Below are 18,643 nucleotides of genomic sequence, written 5' to 3' on the forward strand. Positions count from 1 at the left end.
TTATTTTCATTTAGATTAGATTACGCATTAATTTCACTATTCATTGAACTAATTGGAACTTTGCATGTCATCAACAAAATTTTTGCGCTTATCTCAATTAAGCCTTGTGACCTCAGCACTTTTAAGTGGCCACGCTTTTGCAGAACAACAAAAAGAAGAACAAGCAATTGAAAAAATTGCCGTGTATGGCCAGCATCATAAAAACTACATCACTGAAGAAGCACAGTCTGCGACCAAATTAGGGCTAACAATTAAAGAGACACCACAGTCAATCTCTGTTGTTTCACGTGCATTAATGGATGACTTCTCACTCGATAACCTTAACGCAGTTCTTGAAAGCACACCGGGTGTGACTGTTGAGCAAATTGAAACTGATCGTACTTATTTTAAAGCTCGCGGTTTTGAGATCACTAACTTCCAGGTTAATGGCATGGGTATGCCACAAGACAACGGTTCAATCCAAGGTACTCTTGATACCTCTATTTTTGATAGTGTTGAAATTGTACGTGGTGCCAATGGTTTAATGACAGGTGCGGGTAACCCATCAGCAACCGTGAACATGGTTCTAAAACGTCCTACTTATCAAACACAAGTAAATGCGTCTGTATCGTATGGTTCGTGGGACAACAAGCGTTTAGAGCTTGACGCCTCTACAGCTATCAACGAAAACCACGCTGTACGTGCAGTATTCACTAAGCATAAAACCGAGTCATACCTTGACCGTTACGAGCAAGATAAAACAATTTACTACCTAGCCTACGAAGGTCAGCTAACTGATAGCACAGTAGTCACTGCAAACTATGTAAATCAAAAGAAAGATGCCGACAGCCCACTGTGGGGTGCCTTACCACTTTATTACAGCGATGGTTCAGCAACAAACTTTGATGCGTCAACCAGCACTGCTTCAGATTGGTCATATTGGAATAACACAACTGAGCAGCTGTTCTTATCAATTGAGCAAGCAATCACCAACACTTGGTTCTTAAAAGCAAGCTACGCGCACTTAGAAAATGAGCAAGATTCAGAGCTTTTCTATGTTTACGGCACACCAGACAGAGAAACAGGTCTTGGCCTAACTGGTTATGCTAGTGAATATGACCACAAAGATAAGCACGACATTTTAGATATCTACGCAACAGGTAAATTTGATTTATTTGGTATGGAACATGATCTGTCATTTGGTGTAAACCAAGCAGATATGGATAATAAAGATAAATCATTGTATGACCGTACAACAGGCAATGGTTTCCCTGCGATGCCTGAGCTAGGTGGTTGGGATGGTGTAGCGCCAGTGCCAACACTTACTGATGGTTTAACAGGAGCTGATATCACCAGTCGTCAACGCTCTGCATATGTTTCAACACGCATTCGTGCAACTGACGCATTCAGCATTTTAGCGGGTGTAAGCCAAGTAAATTGGGAAACGGAAGGTGCCTCTTACGGCGTTGCAAAAGACAAAGATAGCGACCAAACAGTGCCGTACTTCGGTGTTGTTTATGATATCAACGAAAGCTTCTCAACTTACGCAAGCTACACAGAAACCTTTGTTCCGCAAACAGAGCGTGACGTAAACGGTGATTATTTAGATCCAATCACAGGTAAAAGTAGCGAAATTGGTGTAAAGGCACAGCTACTTGATGACGACTTATTTGTAACTGTAGCCTACTTTGATGCAAAACAAGTTGGCCTTGCTGTTGCTATCCCAGGTTCATTACCTGATGACACTCGCTACTATGGCGCAGATGGTATTAACAGTGATGGTATTGAAGTAGAGCTTAGCGGCAAAATCAACGAAACGCTGAGCGCGAGCTTTAGTTTCAGCAATCTAAACATTGATGGTGATGAATTAGTTAAAAACTACACACCTGAAAACCAATTTAAACTTGCTGTCACTCATAAGGTACCTGAGGTTGACGGCTTAACCTTTGGTTTAAACTACCAATGGCAAGACGACACTAAACGTGTACAACCTACTCAACCGTCTGGCGTTGTTCCTGTTACTAAGCAAGATGCTTACGGCCTATTAAACCTAATGGCAACATACGATATTAATGACCACATGAGCGTTAACTTAAACGTTAATAACGTAACTAACGAAAAGTACTTACATAGCTTGTTCTGGGAGCAGGGTTATTACGGCGCACCGCGTAGTTATTCAGTATCTTTCAACTGGCAGCTATAATTTTATAAAGCGACAAGTTTTAAGCTTTAAGTACATTAAAAGCCGCATCATATGCGGCTTTTTTATTACCCCGTTTTACTCTAACAGCAAAAAACATAGCGAATAACCTTCACTTCATTGCACCTTATAGATTTTTCTGTAGTGTATTAAAAAATGAATATTTTTGTTATTTGGTACATATTAATGGATGCTAAAAAATCGAAACGCTCTAGAAGATGTCCAGATTGTGGATGGAAGTTTCCAATAGCCAAAGCGAGAACACCAATAGACAGGGTTGACGGTAAACTATTCACTTGCCCTGATTGCCAAACAGCTCTCATATATCGAACTGATACAGAACTTATGTATCGAATTTTCACGCTGATGACAATACCAGCTACCAGCTTGGCATTCATATATGACGATAATGCGCTATTTGAAACAATAGCGATTTTTTTGATAATCCCTCTGGCAACCCTTGCTGCTATTTTATGGCGTCGTAGCGAATATATTGAGCGTGTAAAATGAATTATACCAATTCGCTTAATTAACTTCCTACTCCAACAACTGCGGGTATATCCCGCATTAAGTTCTGTAATTAAACGCGATATAAAATCGCAACTACAAGCAACCATAAAAAAACCGCTAACTGTGTAGCGGTCTTTTTGTGTTAAGTGCGGGTCAAATCACGCTTAACTATACTCTTTTGCGGTGTTTATAGCTCGTCTTCAGCTAATAGGCCTGCATCTTCACCATCTTCTGGTTGCACAGTTGCTTGAAGTAATAGCATCTCACGTAACTTACCTTCGATCTCATCTGCGATCTCTGGGTTGTCTTTTAAGAACTTAATTGAGTTTGCTTTACCTTGACCAACTTTGCTGCCATTGTAGCTGTACCAAGCACCTGATTTTTCAACAATCTTATGCTTAACGCCTAGATCGATTAGTTCGCCTTGTTTAGAAATACCTTCACCATACATGATGATGAACTCAGCTTGTTTAAACGGCGGAGCAACCTTGTTTTTAACAACTTTAACGCGGGTTTCGTTACCAACAACCTCATCGCCTTCTTTCACTGAACCAATACGACGAATATCGATACGTACTGAAGCGTAGAATTTAAGTGCGTTACCGCCTGTTGTTGTTTCAGGGTTACCAAACATAACACCAATTTTCATACGGATTTGGTTAATGAAAATACATAGTGTGTTTGAACGCTTGATGTTACCTGTAAGCTTACGTAATGCTTGTGACATTAAGCGAGCTTGCAGACCCATGTGTGAGTCACCCATATCACCTTCGATTTCAGCTTTAGGTGTTAAAGCTGCTACCGAGTCAACAATCACAACATCAACAGCACTTGAACGAACTAACATGTCACAAATTTCTAATGCTTGCTCACCCGTGTCTGGCTGAGAAACAAGTAAATCATCAATGTTTACGCCCAATTTTTGTGCGTATACAGGATCTAGAGCGTGCTCAGCATCTACGAATGCACACGTTTTACCTTGCTTTTGAGCTTCAGCGATAACTTGTAAAGTAAGTGTTGTTTTACCTGATGATTCAGGACCATACACTTCAACAATACGGCCTGTAGGTAAACCACCAATACCTAGTGCGATATCGATACCAAGTGAACCTGTTGAGATTGCTTCAATATCTAGGGCTTTGTTGTCGCCCAGTTTCATAATTGAGCCTTTACCAAATTGACGCTCAATTTGTGATAAAGCAGCGTCTAAGGCTTTTTGTTTGTTATCGTTCATTCTGTTCTCCAAATCCGGCTAATGCAGACAGTATACTGTATGAAATTACAGTATCAAGCTAATTTTCAGATTTTATCAATTCAATTATGTTTTTTAATGAATAAACAATAGCTTGCAGTCTAACGTCAGCTCTATCACCAGCGAAAACCTGTTTGCTTGAGTAGTTTTGACCAGCCAAATGAATACAAAACCACACTAATCCCACAGGTTTATCCAGTGTTCCACCACCTGGGCCTGCTATCCCCGAAATAGCTATTGCAATATCTGCGTTTGCTGCTTTTGCCGCCCCCGATGCCATTTCAACAACGGTTTGTTCACTCACCGCGCCAAAGCTGTTTAAGGTTTGTTCACTTACGCCAATGAGCTCATGTTTTGCTTGGTTACTATAAGTGACAAATGCGCGGTCAATATAATTAGAACTGCCTGGGGTATCGGTAAGCGCATAACTCACTCCACCGCCAGTGCATGATTCTGCGGTAGTGATCCATAAGCGTTTATCCGTTAAAATAGCTCCTAATTTCGCAGCAAGTGTTTTAATCTCTTGATGTAATTCCATATTCAGCCTTTGGGTAAATACATGTCGTTTGATCTTTATGCACCGCACACTATAAAACAACAAACCCCTATGATGCAGCAGTATCTAAAAATAAAAGCCGAGCATCGGGATATTTTATTGTTTTATCGTATGGGCGACTTTTACGAACTTTTCTTTGATGATGCCAAGCGTGCAGCACAACTTCTTGATATTTCTCAAACCCACCGAGGTAAAGCCGGTGGCGATCCCATTCCAATGGCAGGTGTGCCCTATCACGCAGTAGAGAACTATTTAGCTCGCCTTGTACAAATGGGTGAGTCGGTGGCTATTTGTGAACAAGTTGGCGACCCAGCTACTAGCAAAGGCCCTGTTGAGCGTAAAGTTGTGCGCATTGTTACACCGGGCACTATTTCTGACGAAGCGCTGCTACAAGAACGCCAAGACAACTTACTAACCAGTGTGTGGCAAAGGAAACAAGGCCTATATGGTATTGCTTATTTAGATATTAACTCTGGCCGGTTCAATGTGTTAGAAGTTAATACCGATGAAGCATTTAGCTCAACATTACAGCGTTTAGCCCCTGCTGAGCTGCTTTATAGTGAAACATTTGCAAATGTGCATTTAATTGAACATATCAAAGGCGCACGTCGTCGCCCAGAATGGGAATTTGATCTAGATACAGCCCAGCACTTACTGTGCGACCAATTTGGCACCAAAGATCTGGTTGGTTTTGGAGTAGACAAAGCACACGCTGCTTTGGTGGCTGCGGGCTGCTTAATGCAATATGTAAAAGACACTCAACGTATTGCCCTTCCGCATATTCGTGCGATTACCCTTGAGCAAAACGAACACGCAGTGATCTTAGATGCCGCAACCCGTAAAAACCTTGAACTAACAGTTAATTTATCAGGCGGCTACGAAAACACGCTTGCGCAAGTACTTGATAAAACAGCGACTGCGATGGGTTCACGCTTATTAAAGCGTCGTATTCATACACCAGTGCGCAGCAAAACAGAGCTCAACTCTCGACTAAACGCTATTAGTGCCATTATCGATGCGCAATTATGTGGTGAGCTACAAGAGTCATTAAAGCAAATTGGCGACATTGAGCGTGTTATCGCCCGTTTAGCACTTTGCACAGCACGCCCGCGTGATTTAACGCGCCTGCGTAGCGCACTGCAAGCTCTGGCACCATTACACGAATTACTTTTGGACGCCAACGATCCGCGTATTAGTCAAATAATAGCGCAATCACAGCAATTACCTGAGCTACAAGACTTACTAGAACGTGCTGTCATCGAAACCCCACCGGTGCTTATTCGTGATGGGGGTGTTATTGCCCCGGGTTATAACAGTGAGCTTGATGAATGGCGTGCCCTAAGCCAAGGCGCAACCGATATTCTCGAAAAGCTTGAAGAACGTGAGCGTGAACGCACAGGCATTAGCACTTTAAAAATTGGCTATAACAAGGTGCATGGCTTTTTTATTGAAGTAAGTCGCGCTAACTCGCACTTGGTTCCTGCCGATTATATTCGCCGTCAAACGCTAAAAAATAATGAGCGCTATATTATCCCTGAGCTTAAAGAGCACGAAGATAAAGTACTTGGTAGCCAGTCAAAAGCACTAGCACTTGAAAAACAGCTTTACGAGCAACTCTTTGAGTTTATTGCTCCGCATATTGAGCAGTTACAAACAATGGCAGCTGTTTTAGCAGATTTAGATGTACTGAACAATTTAGCCGAACGTGCGCAAGCGCTTAATTATGCTAAGCCAACACTGTGCGATAACGATAATATCAGCATTAAACAAGGTCGCCACCCAGTGGTAGAACAAGTAATGAAAGACCCGTTTATTGCCAACCCTGTAGAGCTTAATAACGACCGTAAAATGTTGATTATCACAGGTCCAAACATGGGTGGTAAATCAACCTATATGCGCCAAACCGCACTTATTGTTTTGATGGCTCACATTGGTTGTTACGTTCCTGCTGATAGTGCAGAAATTGGTAATATTGACCGTATTTTTACGCGTATTGGCGCAAGTGATGACCTAGCATCAGGGCGCTCAACCTTCATGGTTGAAATGACTGAAACGGCAACAATTTTAAATAACGCCACAGCGCAATCACTGGTACTGATGGATGAAATTGGTCGCGGTACTTCAACTTATGATGGTTTATCGCTTGCCTATGCAACGGCTGATTATTTAGCATCAAAAATTGCTGCTAAAACTTTGTTTGCAACCCACTATTTTGAGCTAACCGAACTGGCCGAGCAAAAAACGGGGCTGGTTAATGTGCACCTCGATGCCATTGAACATAACGACACCATTGCCTTTATGCATACCGTGCTTGAAGGCGCAGCAAGCAAGAGCTTTGGTTTACAAGTTGCTGCTTTGGCTGGTGTACCAAAAGCGGTTATCCAACAAGCAAAACAAAAGCTTAAAATGCTTGAGAATCATCAACCTGTTACTGCCCCTATTGAGCAACAACAGCAAACATTAAGTTTTGATGATGAACCTTCAGAGCTTGAATTAACCTTAAAACAGCTTGATCCAGATAGCCTAACGCCAAGACAAGCACACCAACTACTGTATCAATTAAAAGATTTACTTTAAATTTTGAGTGGATATAAAAAAAGCTGACGTAACGTCAGCTTTTTTGTGTGTTCTGAACCCGTGGGTTCTATACCCTTGATCAGGTATTCATTGTTGTCAAATCAGGTGAATTGGTCGAATAGGCTATCTGTACTTAAACCTTCGTGTTGCAAAATGTCTTTTAAGCGACGTAATGCTTCCACTTGAATTTGTCTTACACGTTCACGTGTTAAGCCAATTTCACGACCAACATCTTCAAGGGTTGATGGCTCATAGCCCAGTAAACCAAAACGACGAGCAAGTACTTCACGCTGTTTCGGGTTTAACTCTCCAAGCCAATCAACAATGTGCTTGTTGATGTCATTGTTTTGTACTTCGCCTTCTGGACCGTAGTCTTTCTCATCGGCGATAATATCTAATAACGCTTTGTCATTTTCACCACCGATAGGTGTATCCACCGAGGTGATTTTTTCGTTTAAACGCAGCATCTTAGTAACATCTTCAACCGGCTTATCTAAGCACTCTGCAATTTCTTCTGCAGTAGGTTCATGGTCAAGTTTCTGCGTTAATTCACGGGCTGTTCTTAAATAAACATTAAGCTCTTTGACCACATGAATAGGTAAACGAATCGTACGTGTTTGGTTCATGATGGCACGTTCAATGGTTTGACGTATCCACCAAGTTGCATAAGTTGAAAAACGGAAACCTCGTTCTGGGTCAAATTTCTCAACGGCTCTGATAAGGCCTAAATTACCTTCTTCAATAAGGTCTAGTAGCGCAAGGCCACGGTTGTTATAGCGGCGGGCAATTTTCACCACTAAACGTAAATTACTTTCAATCATTCGCTTGCGAGAGGCTTCACAGCCTTTCAGTGCTTTTCGAGCAAAATAGACTTCTTCTTCTGCGCTTAACAGCGGAGAAAAACCAATCTCACCAAGATACAGCTGTGTAGCATCTAAATTCTTGGCAACTTCTTCTTTTGCAAAAATTTCATCTTCGTTGTCGACTTCTTCAAGTAATTCAGAAGACTCTTCTTCGACTACCGTGTCATCAAATTTATCGTCAATCGCGTCAGTTTTTTTCTCAAGTTTTGCTGTGTGACCCATAAGCGTCCTCCCGAGCAAATATGTGATTGAGCTAAATCACTTTATCAATACCCTAAATGGCTAAGGTAGATACTTAGCAGGATTGACTGCTTGACCCCGATAACGAATTTCAAATCTCAAAGCCGTAACCGTAGAGTCTGAACTGCCCATTTCTGCTATTTTCTGCCCCGCCTTTACTTCCTGCTTTTCCTTTACAAGCAACTTTGAATTGTGCGCGTAAGCACTTAGGTAATCATCATTGTGTTTCAAAATGATTAAATTACCATACCCCCTCAATGCGTTGCCCGCGTATACCACAGTTCCATGTGCAGCAGCTACAACAGAAGCCCCTTGTTTATTAGTGATCTGTAACCCTTTAAAGCCGTTCTCTTTATTAGAGAAGCGTTGCGTTACTTTACCTTTAGCAGGCCAGTTCCATACAACTTTTGCATTAGAATTACGTTTTTTTTCACTAATTATTTTGTTGGCTTGTTTCTGAACATACTCTCGTTGTTTTGGCTGATCAAGCTCTTTCTTTAATTTTTTGTTATTTTTTTGTATAGAAACAGTAGACTTTTTACTCGAATTCGTATATTTTTTCGTCTTTTTTTGTTTTTGTGCCGATTTTATGAGCGAAATATTCTGCCCAGGGAAGATGGTATAAGGTGCTGGAATATCGTTTATTTTTGCGAGGGTTCGAAAATCTTGCTGAGCACTAAAGGCAATTGAATACAATGTATCACCTTTTTTAACTACATATTTTGAACCGGAGATATTAACTTTGCGTGTGGCGGGTTTAACTTTATTATCTAAACTACTCACCGGTGCTGGGGCTTCGCGAGAAGTACAGCCAAAGAGCAAAATACTAAGAAACAAAGTAACATAGACTGTTATCTGCCTGCTCATCGTAAAATGCTCCTTATCGTACTAGTTTAATGGTTTTACGGGTTATCGCAGTAAAAAGTACGCAACCACAACTAAAACAACTAATCCCCAGCCAAGCGCTTCAACATATTGACGTAATTTCTGCTCCATTTTAACGCCGCCCCACTTCATTAAAGCCGACACTAAGAAAAAGCGTGCGCCACGACCAATTGCCGAAGCAATTAGAAACGGCAGAAATGCCATTTGCATCAAACCAGCACCTATGGTGAAAACCTTATAAGGAATGGGGGAGAAGCCCGCTAAAAACACCACCCACACACCGTAGTTTTCAAACCAACTTAGCGCTGTGTCAAATTTCGCTTGCCAACCCATTTGCGCAATCAGCGGCTCGACCACAGGTTCGAATAACCAAAAGCCAAGTAAGTAACCTAAAATACCACCAATCACTGAAGCAATCGTCGTAAAGCTGGCAAAACGCCATGCTTTATCTGGTTGAGCAAGTGACATAGGTGCTAGCATGACATCCGGTGGTACCGGAAAAAAAACAGATTCAGCAAAACTCATCCCTGCTAAATAACGCTCTGCATGGCGATGTTTAGCCCATACCAGTGCCATATCATATAACTTAGTAAACAACTTCAAAGTTTAACGTCCTATTCAATATCACCAGGTACCAAGGGTACAAATCTTACTGGTGCAACTTTATGTTCTGTGAAAGTATCGCCATTTCTAACGACCATCATTAATTGCTGATCTTGCTCACCGATAGGTGCAATCATAACGCCCCCATCAGCTAATTGAGCAAGTAACCCTTGTGGCATAGTGGCGGCTGCAGCTGTAACAATAATCCCCTCAAACGGCGCTTGTGATTGCCAGCCTTGCCAACCATCACCATGTTTCATGGTGACATTATATAAATCGAGTTTGTGCAAACGGCGTTTTGCTTGCCACTGTAGTGCTTTTATACGCTCTACCGAGCACACTTTAGTGAACGTTTTTGCCAGTATTGCCGTTTGGTAGCCAGACCCTGTGCCAATTTCGAGCACTTTATCACGTACGCCCGCTAAGCGAAGTAGCTCAGTCATACGTGCGACAATATAAGGCTGCGAAATCGTTTGTCCTTGACCAATTGGCAATGCGGTATTTTGATAAGCTTTGTGCTGTAAAACATCATCAATAAAAATGTGTCTGGGTGTTGAGGCTATCGCTTCAAGCACAGTGCTGTCTTCTACACCTTCGCGTTTCAATAACTCTGCTAATGCCAGTGCGCTGCGATTATAATTAGTCAGCACTATTAATCTCCATATTTGCTAACCAGCTATCGACTGCTTGTAAACTTTCTTTCGCTGTCATATCAACACTAAGCGGGGTCACTGATGCGTAACCATTATTTATGGCGTAAAAATCAGTGCCTTCACCTGCATCACTTTCAGCACCAAGGGTACCATACCAATAAATGTCACGGCCCCATGGGTCTTGTTGTTTCGTCATGGTTTCAGCTTTATGACGCGAACCTAAACGGGTTACCTTAACTCCTTTTAGCTCAGTAAGTGGAATATCTGGCACGTTTAAGTTGATGATTTGATCTTTCGGTAATGGGTGCGATGCCAACTCTTTGATAATACTCACCGCAATCGCAGCTGCAGTTTCAAAGTGATTTCCTTCTTTAGAGCATAACGACACAGCAATGGCAGGAAGTCCTAAGTGGCGGCCTTCAGTGGCGGCGGCAACAGTACCTGAATACAAGGTATCATCACCTAAATTGGCGCCGTGGTTTATTCCGGCTACCACGAGATCTGGCTGCTGCTCAGTTAACTCGTTAACCCCTAAGTGCACACAGTCAGTCGGCGTGCCATTAATTGAAATGAAACCATTATCAAGGGTAGTTGCACGCAGTGGATTCATTAACGTTAATGAATTACTTGCGCCACTGCAATTGCGATCTGGCGCCACTAAGGTCACATCTGCAATTTGCGTTAATGCATGATACAAAACCGCAATCCCTTTAGCATGTACGCCATCATCATTGCTCAATAAGATTTTCATTTACGCATCCTTTTGTTTTTGTTCTCTGGGGCTTGCATCTTGATAGTCCACCAGCTCACGCAGCAAGGCGGTAGCAAAACACCCTTTTGGTAAACCAAAACTTAACTTTAAAGTAGTTTCGTCAATCGTTTCAACAGCTAATGAATCAGGAATAAGGCGTAACATTCTACGCTCATTCTTAAGGCCAAGTTCGCTAAGTCCCTCTATCCAAGATTGATAAGGCTCGAGCCACTCTTTTTCAGTTTCGGTCAGGCCTTTTTCGCCTTTACCAACCATGGGGGCCGACATCACAATATCACCAGACGCTAAGCGAGCAATATTGTCATCACTAATGTTATCTTCAAAAAAAGCATTACTACCGCTGAGCATAAACACTTCACGGTGCATTGTTTTTGCAAGACCATGCTCTTCAACTCGCATGCTCACGATTTCATTAAACACATAAGAGCGTGCAGCTGAAATAACTAAGCCACGCAATTTTTTATCGCGGATACGCTCTCCGGCAAACATGCGCTTTGCCATTTCAAGGTTGTGACCACCATGCCCAAAGCGCTGCTCACCAAAGTAATTAGGCACACCGGCGCGCACCGCGTTAATACGACACAAAATATCCAGCGGCTCAGTCACGTTGCGTAACGTAATGGTAAAGCGATTGCCTCTATGGCAACCCGTTCTGAGCTTACGATTATGACGCTGTTGCGATACCACAAAAAATTGCTCGTTACTCAGTTCACTAAATTCTATGTGCTTTTTAATTGGTACTGGCACGCTAAACCACTGTGTACACACGCCATGACGGTCTTTCAAGCCTGCATAACTCACGTCACGTGGAGATACCCCTGCTTTTTCGGCAATGCGTTTCGCAATAAACTGAGTATTTTCGCCTTTTTTTACAACCTGCAAGCAAACATGTTCACCAGAACCGGTAAACTCAATACCTAAGTCTTCATCAACCATGAAGTCTTCGGCGTGAGTTTTAAAGTCAGCCTTAGAAAGAGGTTTACCGTATAGGTAGTTTAACTCACTCATGCGCTTAGTTTGCTCATAATCACCACTGCGTGGCTTGAAATACCTTCTTTGCGGCCTTCAAACCCTAGCTTCTCTGTGGTTGTTGCTTTCACATTAACTTGTGAAATATCAGCTTCAAGGTCTTGGCATAAGTTTTCACGCATTGCTTGAATATGTGGCAACATTTTTGGTGCTTGCGCAACAATCGTCACATCGGTATTGCCAAGTACGTAACCTTGCTCTTTAGCAAGCCCAACCACGTGGCGTAGTAAAATTCGGCTATCAATATTTTCGTATTCGCTCGCAGTGTCTGGAAAATGCTTGCCAATATCCCCCATTGCTAATGCACCTAAAATAGCATCACACAATGCATGAATGGCAACATCGCCATCTGAATGTGCTAAAAAGCCTTGTGGGTAATCAATTTTTTCACCACAAATCACCAACGGGCCTTCGCCGCCAAATTTGTGTACATCAAAGCCATGGCCAATTCGAATCATGAGGTACTCTCGTTTTGTTGTTTTTGCAGTAAAAATGCTGCTAAATCTAAATCTTCTGGGGTGGTGATTTTAATGTTGTCACTGCGACCGGCAACCAGCTTAACAGGCTGCTTAGCCCATTCAATTGCCGATGCCTCATCAGTGATAGTCACACCATTTTTAAGGGCACTTGATAGCGCATTAGTCAGCGCTTGATAAGGGAAAAACTGAGGAGTGAGTGCCTGCCATAAATCATCACGAGGCACTGTTTGCTCACTGTGGGTATGACCGCGCTTAATGGTGTCTTTTACTTTTGACGCTAAGATACCGCCTTCATTGGCAGCGATGCATTCTGTCATTAAACGCTGAATATCAGCCAAACACACTAACGGCCTTGCCGCATCGTGCACAAGTACCCAATCAGGTGGATTATCAGCAAGTGATAGCAAGGCGTTAAGCACTGAATCAGCGCGCTCTTTACCACCACTCACACGCTCAATACGCTTATCTATGTGTGGTAAATCAGCAAAGTAGCCGTCATCATCGCTAATTGCTACTTTGATGGTGTTTAATTCGTTAAGTTCTGCAAGTTTACTCAGGGTGTGTTCTAAAATAGTTTTACCCGCCAGTTCAATATACTGCTTTGGCGCCGAATGCTGCATTCGACTCCCTACCCCCGCAGCGGGAACAATGGCGGTTATAGTTTGCTTAATTTTCATTTTGTTGTTGGCCCGGCAAAACGCGAATAAAGGTTTCGCCAGGTTTAATCATTCCTAATTCATTACGCGCGCGCTCTTCGATACCTTCTTGACCAAGCTTTAGATCTTTTATATCTGCTTTAAGTACAGTATTGCGCTTTAATAATTTCGCGTTAGTATCTTGATGAGAGGTAACCGCTTGTTTCAGACGAGTGTAATCTTGCACACCATTATGACCAAACCATAAACGATATTGCAGAAATAAAGCCAAACATAACAAGGCGAATTGAAAAACCCGCATTGAACACTCCTTCGCGGTTAAATTAAGTCAAAGGGCGTTTTAAATTACGCCAATTTATATTGCTTGCTAGTAGCATTTCTCTTAATGACAAACGCTTAGGTGTGATGCGTTTATTAAATTGCCATTGATGACCGCAACACGCCGCTGCCATCACTGCCTTTGCAGGCTTAAGCAGTTGAATATGCGTGTTTTCTAGCGATTCACCTGAAGTATCAAACCAACCAAGCTCGTTGCAATGTACCTTATTGTCGCTTACTTGATCTAAGCTGTCTATGCGCACAGTTGTACATTGCTCGTCATTAATTAGCACGGGAACAATTAACCCGCGCTTAGCATGTTGACTATAAAAGTCTTTTGAGTCTTTTTTATTATAAACAGGTGGCGTTGTTTTTTGTTTTTCAAGCCAACTGCCATTTTGTGAATCAAGCTGTAATGGTGCATCGCCACTAACTATACGCATGGCTAAACGCTCAATATAGTAAGGCAAACTTGCTAATAAGCGTTTAAGCCTTGCAGTATCAGGTTCATCGACTAAACGCGGGATCTCACGAGCATAAAATGCATTACATAACTGCGCATACAAAGCACGTTCGGCATCAGTTTGCCAAATTTCGGCTTGTTGCGAGTGTTCGCTCTGTGAAGTTGGTTTAGACAATGCGCGCTCTTATAAAACAATTGCTTGACTGTTTTATAGCATAGAGCGTTTATTGAGCGCTACTTTACTGCGCCTTTTTTACCCAACTTTGCGTTACCAGTTTCTAAAAACTGCACTACTGCATCACGCTTTTTACCTAACAACAAACTACCATCAGCTAAAAACATAAAGTTTTGCCAACAACGCTTGAAAACGGCAAAGCTGGTTTCAATGATATTGTCGCGAGCCATACAAAAATAAACAGTGGTATTAGCTTCCCACGCTAAGTGGTTTAGGATTTCTTCTGGTAACTGCTCATCACCCGCTTCCCAAGCGTTTTCCCAATTAATAGTCTCTGAAAAGCTGTCGTCTTTGCCACACCAATCTGTTTTATCAAAAAAGTCAGGGTGATCATGTTCGCGGCTCACCATAGTAGTCCATAAGACCGCAGCACGCTCAGCGCTCATTGGTTTAATTTGTGCTGCGTCTTCGCTGCTTATCGGCATATCTTTATGACGAAAAACCCAGGCTTTTTTGTATTCATCTAACGAAATATAATTCATAGTTTAGGCAGTTTGTTTCAGCGTAAAATGTGCAAACTGCAATTATACCCAAATGACTCCAAGATGCGAGATAAACACATGACAATCAAACCCGGTATTTACCAACATTACAAAGGCCCAAAATACAAAGTTGAATATATTGCTACCCACAGCGAAACGAATGAGCCATTGGTAATTTATCAAGCGCTATACGGCGAATTTGGTATGTGGGCACGCCCACTTAGTATGTTTACAGAAGCAGTTACTGTAGAGGGTAAAACAGTACCGCGTTTTGCATACCTTTCAGACGCCGACTAACTGTGGCATCATGACGTTATTAATCACTGCTCAGACCAGATAAGGTGACATCGTGCTTTTTAATTCAACCGATAACTACATTGCCAGTAACTCATTAAAACAAGCGGTTAACGCAGCGATCTTGCTTGAAAAACCCCTGCTTATAAAAGGTGAACCCGGCACAGGTAAAACCATGCTGGCCGAGGAGCTTGCAAAAAGCTTAGACACCACGCTAATTCAATGGCACATCAAATCAACCACTAAAGCGCAGCAAGGCCTGTATGAATATGATGCGGTATCGCGCCTTCGCGATAGCCAGTTAGGTGATGAGCGTGTGCACGATATCAGCAACTACATTGTAAAAGGGAAATTATGGCAAGCCTTTACCTATGGTGAGCAACATAACAAGCGCCCTGTGTTATTGATTGATGAAATAGACAAAGCCGATATTGAATTCCCCAACGACTTGCTATTAGAGCTCGATAAAATGGAGTTTCATGTTTATGAGACTGGCGAGCGCGTGGTTGCAAAGCAGCGTCCGATTGTGATCATTACGTCAAATAACGAAAAAGAACTGCCAGACGCCTTTTTACGTCGTTGTTTTTTCCATTACATTGATTTTCCAAGTAGTGAAGAAATGGCACAAATTATCGATGTACATCACCCGCATGTTAAACAAGATTTAGTTCGCCAAGCACTTGAGGTGTTCTTTAATCTACGTGACGTAAATGGCATTAAGAAAAAGCCATCAACCAGCGAACTACTCGATTGGTTAAAGCTACTGATGGCCGAAGATATAGACGCTAAAACACTGCATGATAAAAGCCAAAAAGGCGGCTTAATGCCAATGTTTGGCGCACTATTAAAGAACGAGCAAGACATTAGCTTAATCGAAAAACTTGCGTTTATGAGCCGCCGTTAAGATGTTAATTGCGTTTTTCTTTAAGCTTCGCGAATACCGCTTACCAGTGAGTTTGCGAGAGCTACTTGATTTGATCAATGCGCTCAAGCAAGGGGTTATTTTTGCTGACGTTGACGCGTTTTATTATTTAGCGCGTACTATCATGGTTAAAGATGAAACCCACTTTGATCGTTTTGATAAAGCCTTTGCAGATTACTTTAGTGGCGTGGCCGACCTTGATCTGCTCGAAAGCTTAAAACAGCAACATGCCTTGCCTGATGATTGGCTACGCAAAGAGTTTGAAAAGCACTTAAGCGAAGAAGAAAAAGCGCAATTACAAGCCATGGGCGGCCTTGATAAACTCATGGAAACCCTCAAGCAACGCCTTGAAGAGCAGCAAAAACGCCATGCTGGGGGTAATAAGTGGGTGGGTACCGGTGGCACTTCACCATTTGGCGCCTATGGGTATAACCCTGAAGGTGTGCGCATTGGTCAAGACGGTAACCGACATCGCCGTGCGGTAAAAGTGTGGGATAAGCGCAGCTACCGAAACCTTGATAGTGACCGTGAAATCGGCTCGCGCACCATTAAACTCGCTCTAAAAAAACTGCGTAAATTTGCCCGTACTGGCGCCAGCGACACTCTCGATTTAACCGAAACCATCCGCGCAACCGCAAAACAAGGCGGCATGCTCGATGTGAAAATGGCACCTGAGCGCCACAATGCAGTAAAAGTATTGATGCTATTTGATATCGGCGGTTCAATGGATGATTACATTCATACCTGCGAAGAGCTATTTAGCGCCGCCCACAGCGAGTTTAAACACCTTGAGTTTTACTATTTTCATAACTGTTTATATGAGCATGTTTGGCAAGACAACGAGCGTCGTCACTCTAACGTAATTGATACCATGACCTTGATTAACAAGTTCACCAGCGACTACAAGGTGATCTTTGTTGGCGATGCCACCATGGGCCCTTACGAAATCGCCTACCCCGGTGGCAGCGTTGAGCATTGGAATGAAGAGCCCGGTAGCGCTTGGTTAAACCGCATAACCAATCACTTTGATAAAGTCGCTTGGCTTAACCCACAGCCCGTTGAACACTGGCGCTATTATCAATCAATTGATTTTATAAAGCAGTTAATGGATAACCGCATGTACCCACTCACGCTAGATGGGATTAGTAATGCGATTAGGGAGTTGAGTTAGAGCTATCAGCCGTCAAACAGCATAAAAACTGAGAAATGAATGTAAAGTTATAATTGTTTATAAATACAAATAACTAAGCCCCTTCTCGATCAGCTATAAACTGACGGCTGAAAGCTGACAGCTCCCATTTACATTCCCTTCCAAACCAAAAACACTAGCGCAAAGCCCACTAAATAAAGCAAACCTAGCCAGCTTAGGGTGCGTAATAAAGGTGAGTGATGAATGCTGGGTTCTGAGCGCACTAAACTAAAGTTCAGCCATGCAAATACAGGAGTGGTTACAAAAGCGAGGGTCATAGCAAAAGTGAGCATTGGGCCAAGGGCTGATTTAAAGAATAAAATCACTGCCATGCCAGCAAATGCTTGTAGTAATAACCACATATTTAAACTGTGTTTAGATTGTTTAATCGGTAGCAGTTTATGTGACTCATTTAATGTTCTGGCGTAGCCATCAAGCACTGTTAGCGTAGTGCCAAACATACATAAAAAAGCGATACCTGAAACCAGTGGCCTTGCCCACTCGCCCATAGTGAGAGCATACATATCAATTAACTGCTTCGCAAAGGCTACACCACCTAATTGCACAGCTTGTGCTTGGCCATATTGTACTAACACACCTAATGAAAAAAACACTAACGCAAGTGCTGCGGTAAGCCAGTAGCCCAAATTAAAATCAAATAAGCCTTGTTGCTTTGTCACGGCTTGTTGATGCTGCTTTTCTTTTAGCCACAGTGAGCTAATTGCTGATATTTCAATGGGAGCAGGCATCCAGCCCATGAGCGCGACCATAAAGCCAAGCATGACAAGTTCATACGGCGACGGGCCTACATAGTCAACCGGTGCCATTGGGCCATTATTAATAGCGACAACTAGCGCAGCCACGGTTGTAACCGTTAACAGCCCCATAATGAGCTTTGAGACATTATCGAGCGCCTTAAAGTGCCCCAACAACAAAATAAGCAAACACACAGCTAAGATCAGCCAGCATAATAAGGTTACAGAAACAGTGACAGGTAATGCATAGTGCAGCAGACTGGCCGTTAATAATAAAACCCCTGCAGTATTTACTACCGCAGCGACAATATTAAGCGCAATAAAACTATAGAAATACCCCGGCCCTTTTTGCTTGTAGCCCTCAACTAAACTTTGTTTAGTCGCAAGGGTGTACTCCATGCCAAATCGAAAGAATGGATACTTCAATACGTTTACTACAATGATTAGCCAAAATAGCTGCCAGCCGAATAACGATCCTGCTTGTGTTGATGCTACTAGATGTGAGCCACCAATGGCGGCTGTAGCCATTAAAATCCCCGGCCCTAAAGCATTTAATTTAGACTGCCAATTTGATACTGCTGATTGCATAAGTTGTGTGTGTTTTATTCTTAGTTACAAGCAACTTACAGCGTTTTAGGTGAGATTGGAAGCAGAGCAAGTTAGCAAGTTAGCAAGTTAGCAAGTTAGCAAGTTAGCAAGTTAGCAAGTTAGCAAGTTAGCAAGTTAGCAAG

At 42.5% G+C, this 18,643-nt stretch carries 20 protein-coding genes; 6 read left to right on the forward strand and 14 right to left on the reverse strand.

The window, feature by feature from the left end:
* Positions 1–64 precede the first annotated feature (64 nt).
* Positions 65–2,182, forward strand: coding sequence for a TonB-dependent siderophore receptor (locus tag ISP07_RS06670; protein WP_209327157.1), 2,118 nt, complete (start codon positions 65–67; stop codon positions 2,180–2,182).
* A gap of 153 nt (positions 2,183–2,335) precedes the next feature.
* Positions 2,336–2,689 (forward strand): hypothetical protein, encoded by a 354-nt coding sequence (locus ISP07_RS06675; protein WP_209327158.1) that lies wholly within the window; start codon positions 2,336–2,338, stop codon positions 2,687–2,689.
* A 187-nt stretch (positions 2,690–2,876) separates the two neighbouring features.
* Here ISP07_RS06675 and recA read toward each other — a convergent pair whose 3' ends face one another.
* Together recA and ISP07_RS06685 are read right to left on the reverse strand one after the other, a co-directional pair.
* Positions 2,877–3,923 carry a recombinase RecA gene (recA, locus tag ISP07_RS06680; RefSeq protein WP_054551150.1) on the reverse strand — a complete coding sequence of 349 codons (1,047 nt, stop codon included), beginning with the start codon at positions 3,921–3,923 and terminating at the stop codon, positions 2,877–2,879.
* 58 nt (positions 3,924–3,981) lie between these two features.
* Complete coding sequence (locus ISP07_RS06685) at positions 3,982–4,479, reverse strand: nicotinamide-nucleotide amidohydrolase family protein (RefSeq protein WP_209327159.1); 498 nt, start codon at positions 4,477–4,479, stop codon at positions 3,982–3,984.
* Positions 4,480–4,500: 21 nt separating this feature from the next.
* Between ISP07_RS06685 and mutS the strand changes: the two genes are divergently transcribed.
* Positions 4,501–7,074: a DNA mismatch repair protein MutS gene (mutS, locus tag ISP07_RS06690; RefSeq protein WP_209327160.1), complete on the forward strand. Its 2,574-nt coding sequence runs from the start codon at positions 4,501–4,503 to the stop codon at positions 7,072–7,074.
* 101 nt (positions 7,075–7,175) lie between these two features.
* Here the strand turns inward: mutS and rpoS are convergent, their stop codons facing one another.
* From rpoS to ISP07_RS06745, 11 genes are read right to left on the reverse strand one after another with little or no spacing between them, the layout of a single operon-like run.
* On the reverse strand, positions 7,176–8,159 hold the full coding sequence (rpoS, locus tag ISP07_RS06695; RefSeq protein ID WP_054551147.1) for an RNA polymerase sigma factor RpoS: 984 nt from the start codon (positions 8,157–8,159) through the stop codon (positions 7,176–7,178).
* A 60-nt stretch (positions 8,160–8,219) separates the two neighbouring features.
* Complete coding sequence (locus ISP07_RS06700) at positions 8,220–9,044, reverse strand: peptidoglycan DD-metalloendopeptidase family protein (protein ID WP_054551146.1); 825 nt, start codon at positions 9,042–9,044, stop codon at positions 8,220–8,222.
* Between the two features lie 42 nt (positions 9,045–9,086).
* Positions 9,087–9,665, reverse strand: coding sequence for a YqaA family protein (locus tag ISP07_RS06705; RefSeq protein ID WP_054551145.1), 579 nt, complete (start codon positions 9,663–9,665; stop codon positions 9,087–9,089).
* Between the two features lie 11 nt (positions 9,666–9,676).
* Positions 9,677–10,315, reverse strand: a complete 639-nt coding sequence (locus ISP07_RS06710) for a protein-L-isoaspartate(D-aspartate) O-methyltransferase (RefSeq protein WP_054551144.1) — start codon at positions 10,313–10,315, stop codon at positions 9,677–9,679.
* Positions 10,305–11,069 carry a 5'/3'-nucleotidase SurE gene (surE, locus tag ISP07_RS06715; RefSeq protein WP_138599729.1) on the reverse strand — a complete coding sequence of 255 codons (765 nt, stop codon included), beginning with the start codon at positions 11,067–11,069 and terminating at the stop codon, positions 10,305–10,307. The genes ISP07_RS06710 and surE overlap by 11 nt, the downstream gene beginning before the upstream one ends.
* Positions 11,070–12,098, reverse strand: a complete 1,029-nt coding sequence (gene truD / locus ISP07_RS06720) for a tRNA pseudouridine(13) synthase TruD (RefSeq protein WP_209327161.1) — start codon at positions 12,096–12,098, stop codon at positions 11,070–11,072.
* Positions 12,095–12,577 (reverse strand): 2-C-methyl-D-erythritol 2,4-cyclodiphosphate synthase, encoded by a 483-nt coding sequence (gene ispF, locus ISP07_RS06725; RefSeq protein WP_209327162.1) that lies wholly within the window; start codon positions 12,575–12,577, stop codon positions 12,095–12,097. Before ispF ends, truD begins: the two co-directional genes overlap by 4 nt.
* Positions 12,574–13,275 (reverse strand): 2-C-methyl-D-erythritol 4-phosphate cytidylyltransferase, encoded by a 702-nt coding sequence (ispD, locus tag ISP07_RS06730; protein ID WP_054551140.1) that lies wholly within the window; start codon positions 13,273–13,275, stop codon positions 12,574–12,576. The genes ispF and ispD overlap by 4 nt, the downstream gene beginning before the upstream one ends.
* A complete protein-coding gene (gene ftsB, locus ISP07_RS06735; protein ID WP_054551139.1) occupies positions 13,265–13,555 on the reverse strand; it encodes a cell division protein FtsB in 291 nt (96 codons plus the stop codon). The genes ispD and ftsB overlap by 11 nt, the downstream gene beginning before the upstream one ends.
* 22 nt (positions 13,556–13,577) lie before the next feature.
* A complete protein-coding gene (locus ISP07_RS06740) occupies positions 13,578–14,210 on the reverse strand; it encodes a hypothetical protein (RefSeq protein ID WP_054560904.1) in 633 nt (210 codons plus the stop codon).
* Between the two features lie 59 nt (positions 14,211–14,269).
* Positions 14,270–14,752: a DUF2947 domain-containing protein gene (locus ISP07_RS06745; RefSeq protein WP_138599731.1), complete on the reverse strand. Its 483-nt coding sequence runs from the start codon at positions 14,750–14,752 to the stop codon at positions 14,270–14,272.
* A 63-nt stretch (positions 14,753–14,815) separates the two neighbouring features.
* Here ISP07_RS06745 and ISP07_RS06750 point away from each other — a divergent pair, with 63 nt between their 5' ends.
* Genes ISP07_RS06750 through ISP07_RS06760 form a run of 3 tightly spaced genes read left to right on the forward strand, consistent with a single transcriptional unit; the run spans position 14,816 to position 17,139 of the window.
* Positions 14,816–15,049 (forward strand): DUF1653 domain-containing protein, encoded by a 234-nt coding sequence (locus tag ISP07_RS06750; protein WP_420706830.1) that lies wholly within the window; start codon positions 14,816–14,818, stop codon positions 15,047–15,049.
* Positions 15,050–15,101: 52 nt separating this feature from the next.
* Positions 15,102–15,950, forward strand: a complete 849-nt coding sequence (locus tag ISP07_RS06755; RefSeq protein WP_138618538.1) for an AAA family ATPase — start codon at positions 15,102–15,104, stop codon at positions 15,948–15,950.
* A 1-nt stretch (position 15,951) separates the two neighbouring features.
* Positions 15,952–17,139, forward strand: coding sequence for a vWA domain-containing protein (locus ISP07_RS06760; protein WP_054551134.1), 1,188 nt, complete (start codon positions 15,952–15,954; stop codon positions 17,137–17,139).
* A gap of 128 nt (positions 17,140–17,267) precedes the next feature.
* On the opposite strand, the gene ISP07_RS06765 is transcribed toward ISP07_RS06760, so the two are convergent.
* Positions 17,268–18,440, reverse strand: coding sequence for an NRAMP family divalent metal transporter (locus tag ISP07_RS06765; protein WP_420706831.1), 1,173 nt, complete (start codon positions 18,438–18,440; stop codon positions 17,268–17,270).
* Between the last annotated feature and the right edge of the window lie 203 nt (positions 18,441–18,643).

This window comes from Pseudoalteromonas sp. PA2MD11, from assembly GCF_017808125.1.
Taxonomy (GTDB): Bacteria; Pseudomonadota; Gammaproteobacteria; order Enterobacterales; family Alteromonadaceae; genus Pseudoalteromonas; species Pseudoalteromonas simplex.

What these genes read in the sequence shown, in the direction of transcription:
- ISP07_RS06670 (WP_209327157.1), top strand. Translation starts at nt 65, where the DNA reads ATGTCATCAACAAAATTTTTGCGCTTATCTCAATTAAGCCTTGTGACC.
- ISP07_RS06675 (WP_209327158.1), top strand. Translation starts at nt 2,336, where the DNA reads ATGAATATTTTTGTTATTTGGTACATATTAATGGATGCTAAAAAATCG.
- recA (WP_054551150.1), bottom strand. Translation starts at nt 3,923, where the DNA reads ATGAACGATAACAAACAAAAAGCCTTAGACGCTGCTTTATCACAAATT.
- ISP07_RS06685 (WP_209327159.1), bottom strand. Translation starts at nt 4,479, where the DNA reads ATGGAATTACATCAAGAGATTAAAACACTTGCTGCGAAATTAGGAGCT.
- mutS (WP_209327160.1), top strand. Translation starts at nt 4,501, where the DNA reads ATGTCGTTTGATCTTTATGCACCGCACACTATAAAACAACAAACCCCT.
- rpoS (WP_054551147.1), bottom strand. Translation starts at nt 8,159, where the DNA reads ATGGGTCACACAGCAAAACTTGAGAAAAAAACTGACGCGATTGACGAT.
- ISP07_RS06700 (WP_054551146.1), bottom strand. Translation starts at nt 9,044, where the DNA reads ATGAGCAGGCAGATAACAGTCTATGTTACTTTGTTTCTTAGTATTTTG.
- surE (WP_138599729.1), bottom strand. Translation starts at nt 11,069, where the DNA reads ATGAAAATCTTATTGAGCAATGATGATGGCGTACATGCTAAAGGGATT.
- truD (WP_209327161.1), bottom strand. Translation starts at nt 12,098, where the DNA reads ATGAGTGAGTTAAACTACCTATACGGTAAACCTCTTTCTAAGGCTGAC.
- ispF (WP_209327162.1), bottom strand. Translation starts at nt 12,577, where the DNA reads ATGATTCGAATTGGCCATGGCTTTGATGTACACAAATTTGGCGGCGAA.
- ispD (WP_054551140.1), bottom strand. Translation starts at nt 13,275, where the DNA reads ATGAAAATTAAGCAAACTATAACCGCCATTGTTCCCGCTGCGGGGGTA.
- ftsB (WP_054551139.1), bottom strand. Translation starts at nt 13,555, where the DNA reads ATGCGGGTTTTTCAATTCGCCTTGTTATGTTTGGCTTTATTTCTGCAA.
- ISP07_RS06745 (WP_138599731.1), bottom strand. Translation starts at nt 14,752, where the DNA reads ATGAATTATATTTCGTTAGATGAATACAAAAAAGCCTGGGTTTTTCGT.
- ISP07_RS06750 (WP_420706830.1), top strand. Translation starts at nt 14,816, where the DNA reads ATGCGAGATAAACACATGACAATCAAACCCGGTATTTACCAACATTAC.
- ISP07_RS06760 (WP_054551134.1), top strand. Translation starts at nt 15,952, where the DNA reads ATGTTAATTGCGTTTTTCTTTAAGCTTCGCGAATACCGCTTACCAGTG.
- ISP07_RS06765 (WP_420706831.1), bottom strand. Translation starts at nt 18,440, where the DNA reads ATGGCTACAGCCGCCATTGGTGGCTCACATCTAGTAGCATCAACACAA.